Origin of the sequence: Burkholderia sp. SRS-25 (assembly GCF_004343765.1) — a bacterium.
Taxonomy (GTDB): Bacteria; Pseudomonadota; Gammaproteobacteria; order Burkholderiales; family Burkholderiaceae; genus Burkholderia; species Burkholderia contaminans.
Genome location: NZ_PTXM01000014.1, coordinates 175,186 through 194,221 on the forward strand (window position 1 = coordinate 175,186; position 19,036 = coordinate 194,221).

General features: G+C 65.7%; 21 protein-coding genes and 1 tRNA gene. 10 read left to right on the forward strand and 12 right to left on the reverse strand.

What is annotated here, in order from left to right; translation table 11 throughout:
- Window positions 1–23 precede the first annotated feature (23 nt).
- The 3 genes from C5O79_RS20205 (at window position 24) to C5O79_RS20210 (ending at window position 1,404) form a co-directional block, all read left to right on the forward strand.
- Window positions 24–470 carry a copper chaperone PCu(A)C gene (locus C5O79_RS20205; protein ID WP_047849565.1) on the forward strand — a complete coding sequence of 149 codons (447 nt, stop codon included), beginning with the start codon at window positions 24–26 and terminating at the stop codon, window positions 468–470.
- Window positions 471–501: 31 nt separating this feature from the next.
- Window positions 502–675 carry a hypothetical protein gene (locus C5O79_RS38165; RefSeq protein ID WP_163009036.1) on the forward strand — a complete coding sequence of 58 codons (174 nt, stop codon included), beginning with the start codon at window positions 502–504 and terminating at the stop codon, window positions 673–675.
- Window positions 676–774: 99 nt separating this feature from the next.
- Window positions 775–1,404: a LysE family translocator gene (locus C5O79_RS20210; protein ID WP_047849563.1), complete on the forward strand. Its 630-nt coding sequence runs from the start codon at window positions 775–777 to the stop codon at window positions 1,402–1,404.
- Window positions 1,405–1,419: 15 nt separating this feature from the next.
- Here the strand turns inward: C5O79_RS20210 and C5O79_RS20215 are convergent, their stop codons facing one another.
- Window positions 1,420–2,745 carry a leucine-rich repeat-containing protein kinase family protein gene (locus C5O79_RS20215; RefSeq protein ID WP_047849562.1) on the reverse strand — a complete coding sequence of 442 codons (1,326 nt, stop codon included), beginning with the start codon at window positions 2,743–2,745 and terminating at the stop codon, window positions 1,420–1,422.
- A 141-nt stretch (window positions 2,746–2,886) separates the two neighbouring features.
- Between C5O79_RS20215 and C5O79_RS20220 the strand changes: the two genes are divergently transcribed.
- Window positions 2,887–2,971: transfer RNA gene (locus C5O79_RS20220), tRNA-Leu, on the forward strand.
- Window positions 2,972–3,121: 150 nt separating this feature from the next.
- On the opposite strand, the gene C5O79_RS38170 is transcribed toward C5O79_RS20220, so the two are convergent.
- Both C5O79_RS38170 and C5O79_RS20230 read right to left on the reverse strand, forming a co-directional pair.
- Window positions 3,122–4,162 (reverse strand): T6SS immunity protein Tli4 family protein, encoded by a 1,041-nt coding sequence (locus C5O79_RS38170; protein ID WP_046548465.1) that lies wholly within the window; start codon window positions 4,160–4,162, stop codon window positions 3,122–3,124.
- 106 nt (window positions 4,163–4,268) lie between these two features.
- Window positions 4,269–5,153, reverse strand: a complete 885-nt coding sequence (locus C5O79_RS20230) for a LysR family transcriptional regulator (RefSeq protein WP_122476551.1) — start codon at window positions 5,151–5,153, stop codon at window positions 4,269–4,271.
- Window positions 5,154–5,230: 77 nt separating this feature from the next.
- Between C5O79_RS20230 and C5O79_RS20235 the strand changes: the two genes are divergently transcribed.
- The gene (locus tag C5O79_RS20235) at window positions 5,231–6,532 is read left to right on the forward strand and encodes an aspartate aminotransferase family protein (protein WP_131931591.1); all 1,302 of its coding nucleotides are present in this window, start codon (window positions 5,231–5,233) and stop codon (window positions 6,530–6,532) included.
- A gap of 35 nt (window positions 6,533–6,567) precedes the next feature.
- Here C5O79_RS20235 and C5O79_RS20240 read toward each other — a convergent pair whose 3' ends face one another.
- Complete coding sequence (locus tag C5O79_RS20240; protein ID WP_046548467.1) at window positions 6,568–7,650, reverse strand: LuxR C-terminal-related transcriptional regulator; 1,083 nt, start codon at window positions 7,648–7,650, stop codon at window positions 6,568–6,570.
- Between the two features lie 468 nt (window positions 7,651–8,118).
- Here C5O79_RS20240 and C5O79_RS20245 point away from each other — a divergent pair, with 468 nt between their 5' ends.
- Complete coding sequence (locus tag C5O79_RS20245; RefSeq protein WP_046548468.1) at window positions 8,119–8,391, forward strand: hypothetical protein; 273 nt, start codon at window positions 8,119–8,121, stop codon at window positions 8,389–8,391.
- A 290-nt stretch (window positions 8,392–8,681) separates the two neighbouring features.
- On the opposite strand, the gene C5O79_RS20250 is transcribed toward C5O79_RS20245, so the two are convergent.
- Complete coding sequence (locus C5O79_RS20250) at window positions 8,682–9,431, reverse strand: SDR family oxidoreductase (protein ID WP_047849560.1); 750 nt, start codon at window positions 9,429–9,431, stop codon at window positions 8,682–8,684.
- Between the two features lie 45 nt (window positions 9,432–9,476).
- Here C5O79_RS20250 and C5O79_RS20255 point away from each other — a divergent pair, with 45 nt between their 5' ends.
- The 3 genes from C5O79_RS20255 to C5O79_RS20265 all read left to right on the forward strand — a co-directional run bounded on the left by C5O79_RS20255 (window position 9,477) and on the right by C5O79_RS20265 (window position 11,837).
- Window positions 9,477–10,454 (forward strand): AraC family transcriptional regulator, encoded by a 978-nt coding sequence (locus tag C5O79_RS20255; protein ID WP_122476556.1) that lies wholly within the window; start codon window positions 9,477–9,479, stop codon window positions 10,452–10,454.
- Between the two features lie 73 nt (window positions 10,455–10,527).
- Complete coding sequence (locus C5O79_RS20260; RefSeq protein ID WP_131931593.1) at window positions 10,528–11,385, forward strand: AraC family transcriptional regulator; 858 nt, start codon at window positions 10,528–10,530, stop codon at window positions 11,383–11,385.
- Between the two features lie 44 nt (window positions 11,386–11,429).
- Entirely contained in the window at window positions 11,430–11,837 is a 408-nt protein-coding gene (locus C5O79_RS20265) for a DUF2000 domain-containing protein (RefSeq protein ID WP_046548472.1), read from the forward strand.
- A 30-nt stretch (window positions 11,838–11,867) separates the two neighbouring features.
- Here the strand turns inward: C5O79_RS20265 and C5O79_RS20270 are convergent, their stop codons facing one another.
- The 4 genes from C5O79_RS20270 to C5O79_RS20285 form a co-directional block, all read right to left on the reverse strand.
- Complete coding sequence (locus C5O79_RS20270) at window positions 11,868–12,218, reverse strand: VOC family protein (RefSeq protein ID WP_046548473.1); 351 nt, start codon at window positions 12,216–12,218, stop codon at window positions 11,868–11,870.
- A gap of 66 nt (window positions 12,219–12,284) precedes the next feature.
- Window positions 12,285–13,208: a DMT family transporter gene (locus C5O79_RS20275; protein WP_047849556.1), complete on the reverse strand. Its 924-nt coding sequence runs from the start codon at window positions 13,206–13,208 to the stop codon at window positions 12,285–12,287.
- Between the two features lie 13 nt (window positions 13,209–13,221).
- A complete protein-coding gene (locus tag C5O79_RS20280; protein ID WP_047849555.1) occupies window positions 13,222–14,208 on the reverse strand; it encodes a 2OG-Fe(II) oxygenase in 987 nt (328 codons plus the stop codon).
- Between the two features lie 29 nt (window positions 14,209–14,237).
- The gene (locus C5O79_RS20285; protein WP_047849554.1) at window positions 14,238–15,218 is read right to left on the reverse strand and encodes a hypothetical protein; all 981 of its coding nucleotides are present in this window, start codon (window positions 15,216–15,218) and stop codon (window positions 14,238–14,240) included.
- 132 nt (window positions 15,219–15,350) lie between these two features.
- Here C5O79_RS20285 and C5O79_RS20290 point away from each other — a divergent pair, with 132 nt between their 5' ends.
- Window positions 15,351–16,202: a LysR substrate-binding domain-containing protein gene (locus C5O79_RS20290; RefSeq protein ID WP_046548477.1), complete on the forward strand. Its 852-nt coding sequence runs from the start codon at window positions 15,351–15,353 to the stop codon at window positions 16,200–16,202.
- 82 nt (window positions 16,203–16,284) lie between these two features.
- Here the strand turns inward: C5O79_RS20290 and C5O79_RS20295 are convergent, their stop codons facing one another.
- From C5O79_RS20295 to C5O79_RS20305, 3 genes are read right to left on the reverse strand one after another with little or no spacing between them, the layout of a single operon-like run.
- Window positions 16,285–16,986, reverse strand: a complete 702-nt coding sequence (locus C5O79_RS20295; RefSeq protein WP_039366289.1) for an ABC transporter ATP-binding protein — start codon at window positions 16,984–16,986, stop codon at window positions 16,285–16,287.
- Window positions 16,986–17,759 carry a high-affinity branched-chain amino acid ABC transporter ATP-binding protein LivG gene (livG, locus tag C5O79_RS20300; RefSeq protein ID WP_039366287.1) on the reverse strand — a complete coding sequence of 258 codons (774 nt, stop codon included), beginning with the start codon at window positions 17,757–17,759 and terminating at the stop codon, window positions 16,986–16,988. Before livG ends, C5O79_RS20295 begins: the two co-directional genes overlap by 1 nt.
- The gene (locus tag C5O79_RS20305; RefSeq protein ID WP_122476559.1) at window positions 17,756–19,027 is read right to left on the reverse strand and encodes a high-affinity branched-chain amino acid ABC transporter permease LivM; all 1,272 of its coding nucleotides are present in this window, start codon (window positions 19,025–19,027) and stop codon (window positions 17,756–17,758) included. The genes livG and C5O79_RS20305 overlap by 4 nt, the downstream gene beginning before the upstream one ends.
- Window positions 19,028–19,036: the final 9 nt, after the last annotated feature.

Consider the following 19,036-nt stretch of genomic DNA (forward strand, 5'->3'; position numbering starts at 1 on the left):
TCTACCCATAAGGAAAACCAACCATGAAGCGCTCGATTCCGACCGGCCTGCTGTTCGCACTGCTGGCGCTGCAAGCCCCCGCCACGTTCGCCGCACCGGCCGTGCACGCTGAAAACTGCTGGATCCGCGCGATGCCGGCGACCGTGCCGTCGTCCGGCTACTTCACGCTGAAGAACGACGGCGACGCACCCGTCACGCTGACGGGCCTCGACTCGCCCGCGTACGGGATGGCGATGCTGCATGAAACGCAAACGAGCGGCAGCACTGCGAAGATGGTTCATGTCGACGCCGTCGAAGTGCCCGCGCACGGCACCGTGACCTTCAAGCCGAAGAGCTATCACGTGATGCTGGAGCAGCCACGCCAGGCCGTCGCGCCCGGCGCGAAGGTGCCGTTCCGGCTGCATTTCGCGGACGGTTCGACAGTGTCCGTGACCTGCGACGCCAAGGCGCCGGCCTACGCCGGCCAGTAACGTCCACCGCCCCCGATCGAAGGAGATGCACATGAAACATCGCCTGCCGCTGGCCGACCTGATCGTCCGCTACCGGACGCCGCTGAACGTCGCCGTGATGATCGCCTGCGGGATATGGGCCGGGTGGATCGCGTGGATGACGCGGCCCGCCGCGATCGATACGCCGCCGTCGATCCCGGCGTACTGCATGCGCGACGCAAGCTGACGCGCCACGATGGCACGGTTCCGGCGCAAGCCAGCGCCAATTATTGGCGTGGCATCATCGCTTCATCCCGACCGCCGGAACCGCCTCTCGGAGCGCCGCATGTCCATTCAGACCTGGATGCTGTTTGCCGCAGCCTATCTCGCCACGACGCTGTCGCCAGGCCCCAACGTGCTGCTCGTCATCCGCAATACGGTGCGCTACGGCACGCACGGCACGGCCGCGACGATCGCGGGCAACCTCGTCGCGCAGGGTTTGGTCGTGGTACTCGTCGCGCTCGGCGTCGGCGCGGTGCTGGCCGCGATGCCGCCGCTGTTCGTCGCGATGAAGGTGGCCGGTGCCGCGTACCTGATGTTCCTCGGGGTCCGGCAACTGCGCGGCGACCGCAAGGCCGCCGCTTCTACCGGGGAAGCGGAAATCGCCGCACCCGACCGCGGGAAACTGTTCCGCGAGGCGCTGTTCGTATCGGGCAGCAATCCGAAGACGATGATCTTCCTGTCGGCGTTCATGCCGCAGTTCATCGTGCACGACCGTCCGCTCGCGCTGCAATTCGTCGTGATGTACGCGACGATCGCGTGCACGGTGGTGATCGTCCACAGCGTCTATTCGGCCGGCGTGCGCCGATTCCATCGCGGCTTCGGCATGAGCCGCGCGGTGCGTGCGCTCAAGCGCGCCAGCGGGCTGCTGTTCGTCGGGCTGGGGATCAGGCTGCTGACTGCGCGTCAGGCGTAAGCCGACGCGCGCCCGTCAGCGTGTGTGTGCGGCCAGCTCGGCCGCGATCTCGCCGAACGACGGCCGCGCATCGATTGCTTCGTCCAGGCACGCCTCCGCGAGTGCATCGAGCGCGTTTCGGCCGGCCCACGTGCGCGGTTCGCATCGCTCGAGCAACTCGCCGAGCAGATGGCCGAACGCCCGCACCTCGAGTCGTTCGAACGCGGCAGCACGTGCGCGATCGTTCGCATCGTAGAGCGACGCCGCTCCGAAATCGCCGAGCAGCGCACCGCCTTCGCCATCGTGCAGGATGTTGTGCGCGTACAGGTCGCCATGCATGATGCCGCGAGCGTGCAGATGGCCCGCGACCGACGCAATGCCATGCGCGATCCGCATCGCCTCCACCGGCGCGAATTTCGCGTCGGCCGCATACACGTCACGCGTGCAGGTCGCGAAACTCGGTGGCCCGGCGAGGTTCGTGAGCGCAGGATCGACCAGTTCCATCACGAGGCCGTGCGTGCCGTCCGGATGCCCGCTCACCTTGCCGATCACCGGAATCATGTTCGGGTGGCGGCCGGCGTTCAGGCACGCGGCCATTTCGCAATCGGGCAGGCCGTCGCTGGTCACCGCGCCCTTGAACAGCTTGACCGCGACCGTGCGCGGCGGATGACCGTCCGCGCACCACTGCGCGCGGTAAATGACGCCCGATGCGCCCTCGCCCAGCTTCTGCTCGCAGGCCAGCGATGCCCAGTCGACGTCGGCGACCTCAGGCCCGGCCGACGCCGCGGCTTCCGGCGCGGCGCCGAACGGGTTGCCTGCCGCAGCGAGCCACGCGAGGCGCGGCAGGCGCAGCAGCCAGTCGGGCAGTGCGTCCAGTTGGTTCGCGGACAGGCGCACCAGTTCGAGCGCGTGGCATGCGGCCATTTCCGCAGGCAGCGCGCGCAGCCGGTTGCCGGCGAGCATCAGCTTCTGCAGCCGCGAGCAATCGCCGATGTCGGCCGGCAGTTCGTCGATTGCGTTGTCGGTGAGGATCAGCCAGCGCAGCGCGCGCGGCAGCGATCCGCTCGCCACCGTTTGAATCCGGTTCGCCTTGAAGCCGATCATGTCGAGCTGCCCGCACGCGCCGAGCACGTCGGGGAACGCGGTGAAGCGGTTGCCGGACGCGAACAGGACGCGCAGGCGATGCAGCCGCGGCAGGTCGTCCGGCAGCACGGAGAGCGCATTGCCGGTCAGGTCGAGCACTTCGAGCGTGTCGGCCAGATCGAAGATCTCGCGCGGGAATTCCGTCAACCCGCATGCGAGCTTGAGTTGCCGTGCGCCGGCGAGCTGCCCGGCCTGCAGTTGTTCGAGGGTGTGTGTCACGCGGAGAAAGCGGGTTGCGGTTGCGACGATCGTCGGGTCGATCGCCCGAATTCTACCGGGATCGCCTGCGTGTATCCCTTCAATGTGTCACACCCCCTTCACAAACGCGCAACGTCGCGCTAGAATTGCGCCCCTTGCAGTGCCGACGTGGTGAAATTGGTAGACACGCTATCTTGAGGGGGTAGTGGCGAAAGCTGTGCGAGTTCGAGTCTCGCCGTCGGCACCAAATGCGGTTTCTCCGCATGCACCGTCATTCCGGAAACCCGCGACAGCACGACGCTTCGCGGGTTTTTTGTTTTTTGATGGTCGGCCACGGCAGGTCGTCGCCGGCAAAAGTGCCTGGACAACGTCGGGCCGTCGCATCCATCCCTGTCGATCAGACGGCGCCCGGCCTCAGTCGAAGACTGTTCAGGAACGCCTCCCACACTTGCAGCGCGCCAGCTTCATCCACGGGCGACGTTGCTTCATCCCGCGACAGATCGGGCGTCCTTGCGCCGAGTATCAACTGAATGGCGGTATGGGGTTTCGCCAGCGTGGCCGGATCGCCGGGTGCGAGCAGGTAGAAGCGATACGAAGTGATGTCGCCTTCGTTCAGTTCGAACAGCACTTCTTCGGCGTCCATTCCCGCGACGGTGCGCTTGCCTTTCCGCACGATTCGGTAGCTGCCGTTCGACAGCCGGTTAAGTTGTGACCGCAATTCGGGCAGTGTCTTCGTCAGCGGTGATTTCTGATCGACGTCCACCGCGTCGCGCATCTGGATCACCAGCAGCGCCGGACGACCCGGCATCAGCGCAAACGACTGAGACACTTCCTCTGTAGAAGTCGACGAACCTGTGGCAATCCCGCCGTCAAAGCAGAATCCCGATTCGGTCGGCACCGACCAGTTATCACGTGCCTTGATCCGGCGATAGATGCCGTTGTAGATCTCTTCTGCCCGATCAATTGCCGCCGACCCGATACTGCCGGTTGTATGAAATAGCGTTTTATTTTCGTAGATATACCCTTCAGTATCGAAAGGTAGTTTGGCAGCCTTTGCAATCCCTTCTTGATAGACAAAAACTCTTGAAGTGCTTGTCGGAGAAAGCGTCTTCTCGAGCCAAGCAGGCCCTGCGCTATCGTTCGGGTTTGCAGGATCAAAGCGGCGCTTGGTGCGATACTCCCTTTCCAACCCGTCAACCTTGGCTTGATAGATGGCACGCGTTACGTTGTATTGCGTCTCCAGTTTCTCGCCTTGAAACTCGTACCGCTCATTCGTGATTACGCTTGCCGCCGGGCGGTCGAACACGAAGCGGCCGACGCACCACGGACGCAGGTTGGACAACACAGGATTGGTGACCGTCAACTCCTCGGCGAACGCGATCGAGCAGGCATAGATGCTCGCCGCCAAAAACAGAAATCGTCCCACTCGTGTCAGCATGTTGGTTCCGGTGCGTCGATTGTGATTTGCACGATACTGTAGAGCAACGCACAGACACGGGCATCGACAACCGTCGATCAATGCGTCATCGCGGCGGTCGTGCGCATCACAACAACGGCAGCGTGACCCGGATATGCTCGGCGAACGCCGCCGTCAAATGCGACGGCCGCTTGCGATCGAACTTCAGCGCAATGCCCACCGCCGGCAACGGCGGCAGGCGCGGATCGCCGGTGACGATCGCCAGATCCGCCGGCACCGCCGTCTGCGTCATCACCGCGAACGCCTGCCCCGAACGCACCAGCGCGATCAGCCCCGCGAGGCTGCTGCTCGCATACGCGACGCGGTAATCGCGGCCAGCCCGATCCAGCGCCTCGCAGGCCGCGATGTGATCGAGCGTGTCGCGATCGGACAGCGCCAGCGGCAACGGATCGAAATGCGCGGGTTCGAGCCCGGGATAGCCGATCCAGACCAGTTGCTCGCGGCGAATGATGTCGTCGTTCGCGCAGTCGTCCGGCAATGAAATCATCGCCAGATCGACCGCGCGTTTCTCCAGATGCTCGACGAGCCGCGGCGTCGGCCCGCACACGACTTCGACGATCGCCTGCGGATGCTGGCTCGAAAACTGCCGCAGCAGCGCAGGCAGCCAGACTTCCGCGTAGTCGTCCGGGCAGCCGAAGCGGATCGTCCCCGACAACCCCGTGCCGCACAGGTCGGCCATCGCCTCGTCGTGCAGCCGCAGGATGCGCTGCGCATGCACCAGCAGCCGCTCGCCCGGATGGGTCAGCACCACGCCGCGCCCGGTGCGCTGGAACAGCGGCTGGTCGACGATCTCCTCGAGCCGCTTCATCTGCTGGCTGAGCGCCGACTGGGTCCGGCCGACGCGCGCGGCCGCGCGGCTGAGCGCGCGCACCTCGGCGATCACGACGAACGAGCGCAGCAGGTCGATTTCGAGCGAAAGCCCCAAGGTATTAGCTCCTTTTCTACCTTGCATAAGAACTATTCGTTTCCATCAAACCAGACGCACGCCTAGACTGCAAGCGCCCCCTGCCCCTTTCCTGGAGACGCTCGATGTCCCTGAACGACGACCCGACCTTCTGGCGCAACGCCCGGCAACACCTGGTCCGCTATGGCGGCACGTTCGAGCCGATGATCATCGAGCGCGCGAAAGGCAGCTTCGTGTACGACGCGGACGGCCGCGCGATCCTCGATTTCACGTCGGGCCAGATGAGCGCGGTGCTCGGCCACAGTCATCCGGAGATCGTGTCCGTGATCGGCGAATACGCGGGCAAGCTCGACCACCTGTTCAGCGGGATGCTGTCGCGGCCGGTCGTCGACCTCGCGACGCGCCTCGCCGACGTCACGCCTGCCGGCCTCGATCGCGCGCTCTTGCTCAGCACCGGCGCGGAATCGAACGAAGCGGCAATCCGGATGGCGAAGCTCGTCACCGGCAAGTACGAGATCGTCGGCTTCGCGCAGTCGTGGCACGGGATGACGGGCGCGGCCGCGTCGGCCACGTACAGCGCCGGCCGCAAGGGCGTCGGCCCGGCCGCCGTCGGCTCGTTCGCGATTCCGGCGCCGTTCACGTACCGGCCGCGCTTCGAGCGCAACGGCGGCTACGACTATCTGGCCGAACTCGACTACGCGTTCGACCTGATCGATCGCCAGTCGAGCGGCAACCTCGCGGCCTTCATCGCCGAACCGATCCTCAGCTCGGGCGGGATCATCGAGCTGCCCGAAGGCTATATGGCGGCGCTCAAGCGCAAGTGCAAGGAACGCGGGATGCTGCTGATCCTCGACGAGGCGCAAACGGGCGTCGGCCGCACCGGCACGATGTTCGCGTGCCAGCGCGACGGCGTGACGCCCGACATCCTGACGCTGTCGAAGACGCTCGGCGCCGGGCTGCCGCTCGCGGCGATGGTGACGTCCGCGGCTATCGAGGAACGCGCGCACGAACTCGGCTACCTGTTCTACACGACGCACGTGTCGGATCCGCTGCCCGCGGCCGTCGGCCTGCGCGTGCTGGACGTCGTGCAGCGCGACGGGCTCGTCGCGCGGGCAAACGTGATGGGCGACCGGCTCCGGCGCGGCCTGCTCGACCTGATGGAACGCTTCGACTGCATCGGCGACGTGCGCGGACGCGGGCTGCTGCTCGGCGTCGAGATCGTCAAGGATCGCCGCACGAAGGAGCCGGCGGACGGGCTCGGCGCGAAGATCACGCGCGAATGCATGAATCTCGGGCTCAGCATGAACATCGTGCAGTTGCCGGGCATGGGCGGCGTATTCCGGATCGCGCCGCCGCTGACCGTCAGCGATGCGGAAATCGACCTCGGGTTGTCGTTGCTCGAGCAGGCAATCCGGCGCGCGCTGTAACGAAACGCCAGGCACCACGCCGCGCGCGTCGAAACCTAGTCGAGCCGCCCGGCCCGAAACACGCTGCGCAATTCGTCATGATTGTGGACGTTGAGCCGGCGATAGATCTTGCGAACATGATCGACGACCGTGCTGTCGCGCAGCGCGAAGTCGCGCGCAATCTCGCTGTGCGAGCGGCCCAGCACGAGCTGCACGCAGAGTTCGCGCTGTCGCTCGGTCAGGCCGAACGCGAAGCCGAGCCGTTCGACCATCAGCCTGAGCGGCGGAAAGTGTTCGATATGGATCACGATCGCGGCATCGCGTTGCAACGCGGCCGCGTCGGTGCATCGATAGGCCTTGAAGCGGAAACGTCCCGCAGGGTTGCGACGCTCGAACGTCGCGGGTGGTGCCGGGTAGCCGCGCCAGATCCGGTCGAGGTTCGACCGGAGCGGCGCGAGCCAGTCCGGCAAGCGTTCGTGACGGTAGAACGCGAGCGGCTCGCCGGTCGCGAGCGCCAGCATCCGGATACTGTTCGCGTTGTGCAGCAGGAGCCGGCCATCGTCGTCGACCACCATGGTCGCGGATTCGCTGCATTCCGATTCGCGCAGCGTGGGCTGCACGGGCTGCGACAGCGCATGCGCAAGATGCCGCGCCACGGGTTCGATGTCGCGATGGTTCTGCTCCGAGAACGGACGCGCGCCCGGTGCGCGCGACAGCAGCAGGCTGCCCCAGCCGCGCGTGCCGTCCGTCGCGGTCAGCTCGAGACAGTGGCGCATCGACACCGGCCGCCACAGATCCGCATACATGTCGCTAGCCAGCAATGCATCGTCGTAGTGCACGCTGTTGTCGAAACCGCGTCCGCGGCGCATCGCACCCGAAAACGTGATGCCCAGCACCTCCTGCCGGGACGTGTTGTGGATGTTCGCGAAATACGTCGGCAAGAGCGTATAGACCACTTCGTTTTCGCTGCACACGTCCGACACGGCGTAGTGTTCGTCGGCATAGAAGAACATGCCCCAATCGGCACCGACGATGTGCCGGGTCGCCTCAATCACATGAGGAATGACGAGATGCGGCTCGACGGCAAGCGAACAGAGCCGACGAATATGACTCGCAAGCGCGACGTGTTTGTCAGACATGAATGCGCTCCTCGAACATGCACCGGATTCGCGCGCGGGCCGCGACGACATGCTCGACTTCACACGTTCCGCGATGTCTGTCCAGTTTAGGCAAGCCACATGACAACGAGGGCAATTACCCCCTTTCAGGAGGGCGTTAAACCGGCAGGCGGGTTCTATCATTTCGCCATTCCGGCTTCATTCGCGTGACGAACCCACTCCTGCGTTCGGCGTCGAGGATTTGTCCGGCGCGATGGTATGGCGGCGGAATGCCCCGATTCAAGATGCGCGAGTCAAACGCGCACATGACGACTCGACATGCGCGACAGAAACCCGTTGCGAAGTGCATGCCGATGCGTCAATCGCCGGAACACCTTGGGAAATTGCCGGGGAGAGGATCGACGTGACGCATGCGGAACGTCGACATACGCGGACGACGCAGAATTCGCGTCGCGGTTGTTGCATCGCTTTTTCATGTGAGGTGCCACGATGAAGAGCATGGTCAAGGCAGCACTGGCCGTCGTTTGTGTGTTGGGCGCATCCGGCCTCGCCCGCGCGCAGGACGATGGCGCAGCGGCAGCGTCGAGCAAGCCGTCCGACTCGGCGATCAGCGCAACGTCGATGGGCAGCATGCCCGGCGCCGGTTCGCAGGCGGGCGGACCGACCGGGCTCACGCGCGCGCAGGTCAAGGACGAATACCTGCGGGTGCAGAGGTCGGGGGAACTCCAGCGTCTGAACCAGCTGTACGAAGGCGGCCAGTAGCAGTAGAAGTCGAGCTCGGCATGGTCGCTCGTGTATCGGGTGGGGGTGGCGATGGCGCGACCATGCATGGTCAACGAACAGACGGCGAGCAGAAGCGCACGCGGCGTTCTTTCATGCCGGGCGCGACATGCTGAATAACACGGACCGCATCGGTCCGTGATGCATGCACGTACGTGTATGCCATCGCGCTGCCGGCCCGTTTCAGACCGGCAGCATCCTGCATCACTCACGCAAACGAGCCTGCTTGATCCGGTCACCGGCAAGCAGGCTCGCGCCCAGGTCGGCCCGCCTCAGCCCGCTTCCGCCGCCCACGCGACGGCGTCGGCGCCGGCCGGAATGCGCATCGGGCTCGACGGATCGGTCGCCGCGCGCCACACGGCTTCGGCGACGTCCTGCGCGTGGGTGATCGGCGCGGCTTCGTCGACGATGCGCGCAAAGACCGCCGCGGCAAATTCCGCATAAGCCTCGTGCTCGAAGCCGTGCATGTGCGCGCGTGCGTTGTCGGCGAAACGCGTGTCGGGCGCACGGCCCGGCAGCACGAGATGCGCACGCACGCCGAACGGCGCGAGTTCGAGCGCCACCGATTCGGTGTACGCATTGACCGCCGCCTTGCTGGCGCGATAGGCGGCGAGCAGCGGCAGCACCTTCAGCGTGACGCTCGACGTGACGTTCACGACCACGCCGGCTCCGCGCTGGCGCAATTGCGGCAACACGGCCTGCGTGACCGCGATCGTGCCGAACGTGTTGGTCTCGAACAGGGCGCGCACGGTGTCGAGCGGCATGAGTTCGGCCGGCGCCGCCGCACCGAAACCTGCATTGTTGACGAGTACGTCGATCGGGCCGGCGGCTTCGATCGCCGCGCGGATGCTGTCGGGATTCGTGACATCGAGCGCCAGCACGCGCAGGTTCGCCGACGGCGGCAGCACGTCCTCGCGCGGCGTGCGCATCGTCGCGACGACCCGCCAGTCGCGGGCCAGGAAATAGCGGGCAATCTCGAGGCCGAAGCCGGAGGAACAGCCGGTGATCAATACGGTCTTCATGCGAACTCACTCCTGTGACGTGTTGAGCATGTGTTCGTACGATAGATGGCTGGATCCGTATTCGCTACAATCGAAAATCCGATTTTCATTTGCGAGAGTCCGGCGATGATCGATCCGTTAGCCGAGGTCGTGACGCTGCTGCAGCCGAGCACCCGGTATTCCAAGCTCGTTCACGGCGCGAGCCCCTGGCGCATCAACCGCACGGTCGCCGGCGAGCCGTTCTATTGCGTGGTCCTGGATGGCGGGTGCCGGGTCGCGATCGACGGGCATCCGCCGATCGACCTGCTGCCCGGCGATTTCGTGTTGATTCCGGCCGCCTACGGCGTCGCGATATCCAGCTTCGACCTCCCGCCGCCCGGCGTCGAAACCGCCACGCCGGTCGCGCTCGACAACGGCGAATACCGGATCGGCGACGCGAACCGCCCGGTCGACACACGCATGATGGCCGGCCATTGCAGCTTCAGTTCGCCCGACGCTGCGCTGCTGGTGTCGCTGCTGCCGCAATACGTGCACGTGCGCGGCGAACCGCGCCTGACCACGCTCGTGCAACTCGTGCGTGACGAATCGCGCGCGCAGCGGCCGGCGCGCGAACTCGTGCTGTCGCGCCTCGTGGAAGTGCTGCTGATCGAGGCACTGCGATTCTCGGCCGGCACGGACGCCTCGCGCGGCCTCGTGCGCGGGCTCGCCGACAGCCGGCTGGCCGCCGCGCTCCGCCGGATGCACGAACGCCCCGCGCATCCGTGGACAATCGTCGAGCTCGCGAAGGAGGCCGCACTGTCGCGCTCGACCTTCTTCGAACGCTTCAGCCGCGCAGTCGGCCTCGCGCCGATGGAATACCTGCTCACGTGGCGCATGGCGCTCGCGAAGGATCTGCTCCGCCGCAACGAGGGCCGCATCGCCGAGATCGCGGGGCGCGTGGGCTACAGTTCCGCGAGCACCTTCAGCGTCGCGTTCACGCGCCACGTCGGCCGGCCGCCCGCGCAATATGCACGCGACGAACAGGCGGCGACGGCCGAAGCATGATGCACGACCGCAACCCCTGCCCCGCGACCTGCGTACACTATCCGTCACGCCACGACGACCCGCGACGCATCCGATGACGACACCCGCGAAGCATATCGACACGACCGGCCACTGGCTCGTCGCACGGCGCGATGCGGAAACCGGTATCGAAAGCCTGCATGCGCATTTCAACGGCCATGCATACGATGCGCACGATCACGACGACATGCTGGTCGGCTTCACCGAACAGGGCGTACAGCAATTCCAGTGCCATCGGTCGGTGCATACGAGCGTGCCGGGCCGCGCGATCCTGATCGAGCCCGGCGCGCTGCACGATGGCCATGCGCCCGAAGCCGGCGGCTTTACCTACGGGATGCTCTACCTGCCGCAAGCGTGGGTCGAGCGTGCAGCGCGCCGGCTGGACCTGCCGGGCCTCGGTAGCGTCGAGGCGTCGTTCGGCCATACGCTCGTCGACGATCGTGGCCTCGTCGACGCGATCCGCCAGGCATTTCTCGCGATCCACGGCAACGAAGGCAAGCTCGCGCGCGACCAGACGCTCGACAGCTTGTTGATCCGTCTCGGCGGCGAACTGCGCGGGCCGCTCGTGCTGGAAAGCGCCGTCGTGCCACCCGCGATCGCGCGCGTGCGCGATCTGCTGCATGAACACATGGACGGCAACATCGGGCTCGACGAACTCGCGCATGTCGCGGGGATCGACCGGTTCCGGCTGACGCGGCTGTTCCAGCGTGCGTTCGGCACGTCGCCGCACGCGTACCTGGTGCGCTTGCGGCTGCGTGCCGCGCGCCGGCTGCTGGCGGCCGGCCGCACGCCCGCGCAGGCCGCTGCGGACGTCGGGTTCGCCGACCAGAGCCACCTGGGCCGCTGGTTCCGCCGCGCGTACCGGATCACGCCGGCCGCCTACCGGCAACTGTGCACAAACGTTCCAGACTGATCATGCGCGGCATCCGATCATGAGCGTCTCTACAAGGAGCACTCATGTTCGATACCAAGGTAGCGCTGATCGTGCGCGACGATCTCGCCGCGTGGCAAAAACTCAATGTCGTCGCGTTTCTCGCGACGGGCGTCGCGGCCGAAGCGCCCGAAGCGCTCGGCGAGCCTTACGAGGATGCGTCGGGACGCCGCTACGGCCGCATGCTGGGCCAGCCGATGCTGGTGTTCGCGGCCGACCTGAACGGCCTGCAGGCCGCGCACCGGCAGGCGCTGTCGCGTGAACTCACGATCGTGCCCTACGTGCACGCGATGTTTTCGACCGGGCACGACGCGGCCAACCGCGAAGTGTTTCGCGCCGGCGACGCGGAGAATCTCGACTTCGTCGGGCTGGCGCTGCGCGGGCCGAAGAAGGCGGTCGACAAGGCGGTGAAGGGGTTGGCGTTGCATGCGTAAACATTCGTCAAGCCGCCCCGGCGGGCAGCGTCAGCGATGCGCGAGCACGTTGACCAGCTTGCCGAACGGGTCACGCACATAGAACCGCCGCACGCCCCACGGCTCGTCAACCGGGCCGTATTCGACCGGAATCCCGGCCGCCTGCACGCGTGCGAGCGCTTCATCGACGTCGTCGACCTCGATCGACAGGTCGGGTGTCGGCGTGCCCGATCCGCCCTGCGACGCAAAGCTGATCTGCACGTCCATCCGCTCGGCATTGCCGTAGGTCGCGATCCAGCCGTGGTCCATCAGCAGTTCGAGGCCGAAGATCCGTTGGTAGAAGCGCTTCGCGTCGTCGACTGATCGGGTGTCGACATTGGCGACGATCCGTTTGACTTTCATCGTGTTCCTTCGCGGGGCATGACAGTACCGCGACGCTACACCGGAACCGCGCGCGCAACCAGTGCATCAGCGGCCGGTCGCCTCCATGTTTGCCCGCCGCGCCCGCGCGGGCCGCTCCACGTACTTGCCGGCCAGCCACACGCCAACTGCGACGACCACGATGCCGAGATAGGTCGTTACCTCGATCCGGTCACCGAACATCCATGCGGCCCACATCAATGTCACGGGCGGTTCGAGATAGACGAGGGTCGCCACGCGCGTCGCGGGCATGCGCTTGAGCAGCGCCCACAGCGACAGGTAGGCGATGAAGGTCGAGAACACCGTCAGCCACACGACGGAAACCCACACGTTCGGCTGGGTCGGCACGTGCAGGTCGCCCGTGACGATCCCGCACAACGCGAACAGCACGAGGCTCACGCAGCCCTGCACGAACAGCGGCAGGAACAGCCCGTCCTCGTTGCTGCGCGCGGCCGTCAGCGCGCGGCGCCGCTGATAGATCGTCGCGATCGACAGCCCCAGCGCGGACACCAGCGGCAGCAGGTACATCACGAGCCCGACCGACCCGGTGGGCAGCGCATATTGCCCGCCGATCACGATGCCCACGCCGACGAACCCGACGACGAGCCCGGCCCACTGGCGCGCCCCGCTGCGCTCGCTGCCTTCCACCGCCGTCATCGCGGCCGTGATGAGCGGCTGCATCGCGGCGACGATCGCGGCGATGCCGGGCGGCAGGCCATGCTGAATCGCCACGTACACGCACGCCAGATAGAGAAACTGCGACAGGAAGCCGATCACCGCGTGATAGCGAAGCTTCTCCCACGTCAGGCGCCCGAGCCGCCGGTTGAGGACGATCGCGAGGCACAGCGTGACGAGCAGGAACCGCCAGAACAGCAGGTTGAACGCACCGGCCGTCTCCGCGCCGAGCTTGGCGCCGATGAAGCCGGAACTCCACGACAACACGAAAACGAGCTGGAGCAGGAATAGCTGCATGGGGCGACGGCTCTCAGAAAGTTGCCGGGGACAGGCGCTGGTCCGCCAGATCCTCGGGGCGAATCGGTTCGAGCCCGAGGCGGTGATACTGCAGTTCGGCGTCGTCCCGGAGCGCGCGCTGCAGCGCCAGCCAGTTGACGACCGTGCGCGGGATGCCGTCGTCCGACGCGAGATGCCAGAACCCGTTGTCGTCCTCCCGCGTGGTCGGGCAATGAAACGACAGCACCAGCGACATGCGCCGCCCTGACTCGACCGGTTCGACGCCATGGAACAGCTTGCTGCCATAGATGAGCAGCGCGTCGCCAGCCGTGTCCAGGTTCGCGGTCTTCACGTGCCGGCGCTCGCGATCGTGGCGGTCGAACGTTTCCGCAGTCGATTCGTAGAACAGAAAGTTTCCGCCCTCGTAGTCGGATCGATCCGACAGCACGACGTTCAGCACGAAGCTGGTGCCGTCGGTGTGCCACATGCCCAGCTGTTCCTTGCCGTTGCGCTGGTCCGTCGGGTAGTAGTAGTTGAACTGCGATCGCGCATTGACCATCGGATACGGAATCAGCGGCACACCGGCCAGACGCGACACCCTCAGCAGGAATGCGCGGTCGTGCATCATGTCGTCGATGAACCGCGAGCGCTCCGTCACTGCACGCACGCGCTTCGAGATGATCCAGTTGCTGCTCGACGCGCTGCGCTCCAGCGCGCGGCCGATCTCGCGCAATGCGGCAACCGCTTCGTCGGAAAACAGCCCGCGAAGATGGCACACCGCGTTGAGCGCATCCGAGCGCGTGCCGCGCATCGGCATACCGCGATAGCCGAGGGCGTCGAGATTGCGCCGGTATCGCACTTCATAGCCGTCGCGCAGGCACGCGCTGCTCCAGCGCATCGGCTCCGTCGCGGCATCCAGCGTGCCGTCGACATTCGCGCTGCCGGACAGCGACGTCTGCAGCGCAAGCCTCACCCGATCGAACCCTCGCGCAAACACCGGCAATGCATTTCCCTTGTTCATCGCGTGCCTCGCTGTCGTGGTTGCGGCATTCAACCCTTGAACTGGGCGATCTGGTACACGACGCTGCCGTCGCCGCTGTGCAGTTCGTCGATCACGCGGCAATTGGCGTGGCTGTGGCGCACGTGACGGAATTGCTCCGGCGTGTACTTCAGGCAGACGTTGGTGATCAGATGCCCGTCGGCCCCGGCTTTCGAAACGGGTTGCAGCGTGACCGCCACGTGAAACTGGTCGCCGAGCAGGTTGAGCCGGACGATCGACACATGGTGCTTGCCGAGCGGCTCGAAGCCCTGCTGCCGGCTGACGACTTCGGAAAACCGCACCATGTTCTCGTTCTGGTAGAAGTTGTAGATGGGCTCTTCACGCCCCTCGACCAGCAGTTGCATCTCCGAGACGACGTAGGTCGACTTGCCGCCGAGATTGCGGATGAGCCGGCCGATCGTCACGGGCAGTTCGTTACCTTCCTGGAAGCCGAGCATCGTGATGAACGTCACGTCCTGGCCCACGTCGATGTGGTTCCATTGCACGTTCCGGTAATCGTCGGCGATGTAGTTGAAACAGCCGGGCGTCTTCAGGAACGGCATGATCGCGTGCCGCATCGCGTCTTCGGACGACTCGTTGATGTCGACGGCCGTATAGCGCAGATGGTCCGCGCCGCTGCCGCTGACGGCCTTCACGAGTTCGGTCGTCTTGACCGGCTCCGGCCCGAGCTCGATGTAATGCACATCGCGGCCGCGCGACAGCGTCGCGAGCCGCTCGCTCAACTTGCCGATCGCTTCGCGTAACGAACCGTTGCCGTCGCGGTCCGCGCACAGCGCGGGGCTCCGCACGCCCAGCTCGTTCAGGTTGCGCATCAGCGAAAACACCTCGCGCCCTGCTTCCTTTCTCCTCTCGTCAGAGTCGCTGCGCTTGAGCGTCGAATACTTTTCGTGATTCTCGACCGTCCATACCGACTCGGCCTTCAACTTCCTGTCCCGTACCAATGCATCTACAACGAAATCATTGATCGACATGAATCGTTCCCCGGATACGTGCAACGCGCGACCGGCTACCTGCCGTTGTCTGCCTGTTGACCGAGAATATGGGATGCCCAATAATTCCGTCAATCGACATTACCTGAATCACTGATTCGGAAAAACCAAATCATGCCGCGCACCCTGGACGTCGACCTGCTGCGAACCTTCCACGCCGTCGCGAAACTCGGCCGCTTCAAGGATGCGGCCGTGCATGTGAATCGCAGCCCGTCGTCGGTCACGGCGCAGATTCAGAAGCTCGAGGAAATGGTCGCGCAGCGCTTGTTTACGCGGAACAACCAGGCCGTCGAACTCACGCAGTACGGCCACAAGCTGCTGAGCGACACCACCGAGTTCCTGCTGAGCCACGACCGGCTCGTCGAATCGCTGTCGCCGCAGATGCTGACCGGCAAGCTGCGGCTCGGCATCCCCGATTCGTACGCCGCGCACTTCATGGCGGAATTCCTGCCGCGCTTCGCCGCCGATCGGCCGCTGCTCGAACTGACCGTCGAAGCACGCTCCAGCGAAGAGCTGCAGTCGCTGTTTTCGCGCGGCCAGCTGGACATCACGATCGCCGTGGTGCCGAAAGCGACGCCGCACGGCGAGCTGCTCAGCAAGACCCATCCGGTGTGGGTCGCCGCGCGAACCTTCAAGTTCAATCCCGATGCGCCGCTGCCGATCGCCGTGCAATTGCAGGGCTGTCCGTACCGCGACACCGCGCTGAACGCGCTGAAGAAAGCGAAGATCCCGCACCGGATGCTGCTCGAGAGCGCCAGTTCGCCGGCGGTCGAGGCGTGTATCGCGAACGGCCTCGCGGTCGGCCTCATCGAACACGATCGCGTGTCCGGCAACCTGACGAGCCACGTCGCCGGGATCGTGCTGCCCGATCTCCCGCCGCACCTGATCACCATCCTGACGGACGACAGCAATCGCGCCGCGCTGCATCTGCGCGACGTACTGAAAAGCACGTTCAGGATCGGATGAAGACAAGGCCGGGAACCGGCCTTGCATGAGAAAGCAAAAGCGGAAGCGCCGCCGGCCCGTTGCAGGCCGGCGGCGTTCGGCATCAACCGCCGAGGTAGGCCTGCTTGATGCGATCGTTCGCGAGCAGGTTCGCGCCCGTATCGGCGAGCACCACGCGCCCCGTTTCGAGCACGTAGCCGCGATCGGCCACACCGAGCGCCTTGTTCGCGTTCTGCTCGACGAGGAACACCGTGACGCCTTCGTCGCGGATCGTCCGGATGATGTCGAAGATCTGCGCGATCACGAGCGGCGCGAGGCCGAGCGTCGGTTCGTCGAGCAGCAGCAGGCGCGGCTTGCTCATCAGCGCTCGGCCGATCGCCAGCATCTGCTGTTCGCCGCCCGACATCGTGCCGGCCCGCTGCGTCGCGCGCTCCTTCAGGCGCGGAAACAGCTTGAACACGTGCTCGATGCCGTCGTCGATCTCGTGACGGCTCGCGAAGAAGCCGCCCATCTTCAGGTTCTCGAGCACCGTCAGGCTCGGGAACACGCGCCGCCCTTCCGGCGAGATCGCCATCCCCTGCCGCATGATCTGGTGCGTCGACATCGCGGTGATGTCCTTGCCCTCGAACAGCACGCGGCCCGACGACGCGCGCGGCGTGCCGCACACGGTCATCATCAGCGTCGTCTTGCCGGCGCCGTTGCTGCCGATCAGCGTGACGATCTCGCCCTTGTTCACCTCGATCGACACGCCCGCGAGCGCCTCGACCGCGCCATAGTGCGTATGGACCTGTTCCAGCTTCAGCATCACTCTTCCCCCAGATACGCCTTGATCACGCGCGGGTCGTTGCGGACCGCTTCCGGCGTGCCGATCACGATCGGACGGCCGTGCTCCATCACGAGGATGCGGTCGGACACGCCCATCACGAGGCTCATGTCGTGTTCGATCAGCAGCACCGATACGCCGAACTCGCGGCGCAGCCTGTCGATCAGGTGCTGCAGCTCGATCTTCTCCTGCGGGTTGAGGCCGGCTGCCGGCTCGTCGAGCATCAGCAAGCGCGGCTCGGTGATCATGCAGCGCGCGATCTCCAGACGCCGCTGGTGCCCGTACGACAGCGTGCCCGCCGGCCGGTTGGCGACCGACGTCAGCCCCATCCGGTCGAGCCACACAGCCGCGCGTTCGAGCGCTTCCTTCTCGGCACGGCGATACGCGGGGGTCGAGAACAGGCCGGGCAACAGCCCCGCCTTCACCTTGCGGTGCTGCGCGACGAGCAGGTTCTCGACGACGGTCAGCGACTTGAACAGGCGGATGTTCTGGAACGTGCGCACGAGGCCCTTCAACGCGATCTTGTGGCTCGGCAGCCCGCCAATCGCGTGACCGTCGAGCACGACGTCGCCGCCGGTCGGCTTGTAGAAGCCGCCGACGCAGTTGAACACCGTGGTCTTGCCCGCGCCGTTCGGCCCGATGATCGCGAACACTTCATCGCGACGCACGTCGAAATCGATCCCGTCCACCGCGAGCAACCCGCCGAAGCGCATCTGCAGCCCGGCGACCTTCAACAGTTCCGTATTCGCGCTCATTGGGGCAGCTCCACGTGGGGACGGCTCGCGGGCAGCAGGCCCTGCGGACGCCACATCATCATCAACACCATCACGAGACCGAAGATCAGCATCCGGTACTCGGCGAAGCCGCGCGCGACTTCCGGCAGCACGGTCAGCAGGATCGCCGCGAGAATCACGCCGAGCTGCGAACCCATCCCGCCGAGCACGACGATCGCGAGGATCAGCGCCGATTCGATGAAGGTGAACGATTCAGGATTCACGAGGCCCTGGCGTGCCGCGAAGAACGCGCCGCCGATACCCGCGAACGCCGCGCCGAGCGTGAACGCCGACAGCTTGATGCGCGTCGGATTCAGGCCCAGCGAACGGCACGCGATCTCGTCGTCGCGCAGCGCTTCCCACGCACGGCCCATCGGCATGCGGATCAGGCGGCTCGTCACGAACAGCGTGAAGCCGACCAGCACGAGCGCGAGCAGGTACAGGAAGATCACCACGTGGTCGCCGCTGTATTCCAGCCCGATCAGTTCATGGAAGGTTTTCGCGCCTTCGACGCTCGCGCTGCGCGCCATCTCGTAGCCGAACACGGTCGGCTTCGGGATGCCCGAGATGCCGTCCGGGCCGCCCGTGAGGCTCGTCAGGTTGTTCGCGAGCAGGCGGATGATTTCGCCGAAGCCGAGCGTGACGATCGCGAGATAGTCACCGCGCAGGCGCAGCACCGGGAAGCCGAGCAGGAATCCGAACGTCGCGGCCGCGATCGCGGCGAGCGGCAGGCATTCCCAGAACGACAGCCCGAAGTACTGGTTCAGCATCGCGTACGTATAGCCGCCGACCGCGTAGAACCCGACATAGCCGAGATCCAGCAGCCCCGCAAAACCGACCACGATGTTCAGCCCGAGGCCGAGGATCACGTAGATCAGCGCGAGCGTCGCGACGTCCACTGCACCGCGCGAGCCGAAGAACGGCCACACGAGCCCGACCGCGAGCAGCACCCAGACGATCACGCGCTGCTGCTGCGCGCCCATCGCGGGCATGGCCGGCAGCTTCACCGACGATTTCGCGCGCACGAGCCGCGGCTTCAACAGCTGGAACAGGAACACGCCCGCGACCGCGATCCACACCGGCCGCCAGTGCGGCGTGAGCACCACCTGGTAGCCTTCGAGCCTCAGCTGCAGCCCGAGCACCGGAATCGTGAGGATCGCCGTCAGGAACGCGGCGGCCACGGCATTTTTCAGCGCCTGGCCGATCGAAGCGTCGGCGGCCGGGCGGCGAACGGAAATGACTTGACTCATCTGCGTCTC

Excerpts from the sequence above, each read along its gene's own strand:
- C5O79_RS20205 (WP_047849565.1), top strand. The coding sequence starts at position 24 with ATGAAGCGCTCGATTCCGACCGGCCTGCTGTTCGCACTGCTGGCGCTG.
- C5O79_RS38165 (WP_163009036.1), top strand. The coding sequence starts at position 502 with ATGAAACATCGCCTGCCGCTGGCCGACCTGATCGTCCGCTACCGGACG.
- C5O79_RS20210 (WP_047849563.1), top strand. The coding sequence starts at position 775 with ATGTCCATTCAGACCTGGATGCTGTTTGCCGCAGCCTATCTCGCCACG.
- C5O79_RS38170 (WP_046548465.1), bottom strand. The coding sequence starts at position 4,162 with ATGCTGACACGAGTGGGACGATTTCTGTTTTTGGCGGCGAGCATCTAT.
- C5O79_RS20230 (WP_122476551.1), bottom strand. The coding sequence starts at position 5,153 with ATGCAAGGTAGAAAAGGAGCTAATACCTTGGGGCTTTCGCTCGAAATC.
- C5O79_RS20235 (WP_131931591.1), top strand. The coding sequence starts at position 5,231 with ATGTCCCTGAACGACGACCCGACCTTCTGGCGCAACGCCCGGCAACAC.
- C5O79_RS20240 (WP_046548467.1), bottom strand. The coding sequence starts at position 7,650 with ATGTCTGACAAACACGTCGCGCTTGCGAGTCATATTCGTCGGCTCTGT.
- C5O79_RS20245 (WP_046548468.1), top strand. The coding sequence starts at position 8,119 with ATGAAGAGCATGGTCAAGGCAGCACTGGCCGTCGTTTGTGTGTTGGGC.
- C5O79_RS20250 (WP_047849560.1), bottom strand. The coding sequence starts at position 9,431 with ATGAAGACCGTATTGATCACCGGCTGTTCCTCCGGCTTCGGCCTCGAG.
- C5O79_RS20255 (WP_122476556.1), top strand. The coding sequence starts at position 9,477 with ATGGCTGGATCCGTATTCGCTACAATCGAAAATCCGATTTTCATTTGC.
- C5O79_RS20260 (WP_131931593.1), top strand. The coding sequence starts at position 10,528 with ATGACGACACCCGCGAAGCATATCGACACGACCGGCCACTGGCTCGTC.
- C5O79_RS20265 (WP_046548472.1), top strand. The coding sequence starts at position 11,430 with ATGTTCGATACCAAGGTAGCGCTGATCGTGCGCGACGATCTCGCCGCG.
- C5O79_RS20270 (WP_046548473.1), bottom strand. The coding sequence starts at position 12,218 with ATGAAAGTCAAACGGATCGTCGCCAATGTCGACACCCGATCAGTCGAC.
- C5O79_RS20275 (WP_047849556.1), bottom strand. The coding sequence starts at position 13,208 with ATGCAGCTATTCCTGCTCCAGCTCGTTTTCGTGTTGTCGTGGAGTTCC.
- C5O79_RS20280 (WP_047849555.1), bottom strand. The coding sequence starts at position 14,208 with ATGAACAAGGGAAATGCATTGCCGGTGTTTGCGCGAGGGTTCGATCGG.
- C5O79_RS20285 (WP_047849554.1), bottom strand. The coding sequence starts at position 15,218 with ATGTCGATCAATGATTTCGTTGTAGATGCATTGGTACGGGACAGGAAG.
- C5O79_RS20290 (WP_046548477.1), top strand. The coding sequence starts at position 15,351 with ATGCCGCGCACCCTGGACGTCGACCTGCTGCGAACCTTCCACGCCGTC.
- C5O79_RS20295 (WP_039366289.1), bottom strand. The coding sequence starts at position 16,986 with ATGCTGAAGCTGGAACAGGTCCATACGCACTATGGCGCGGTCGAGGCG.
- livG (WP_039366287.1), bottom strand. The coding sequence starts at position 17,759 with ATGAGCGCGAATACGGAACTGTTGAAGGTCGCCGGGCTGCAGATGCGC.
- C5O79_RS20305 (WP_122476559.1), bottom strand. The coding sequence starts at position 19,027 with ATGAGTCAAGTCATTTCCGTTCGCCGCCCGGCCGCCGACGCTTCGATC.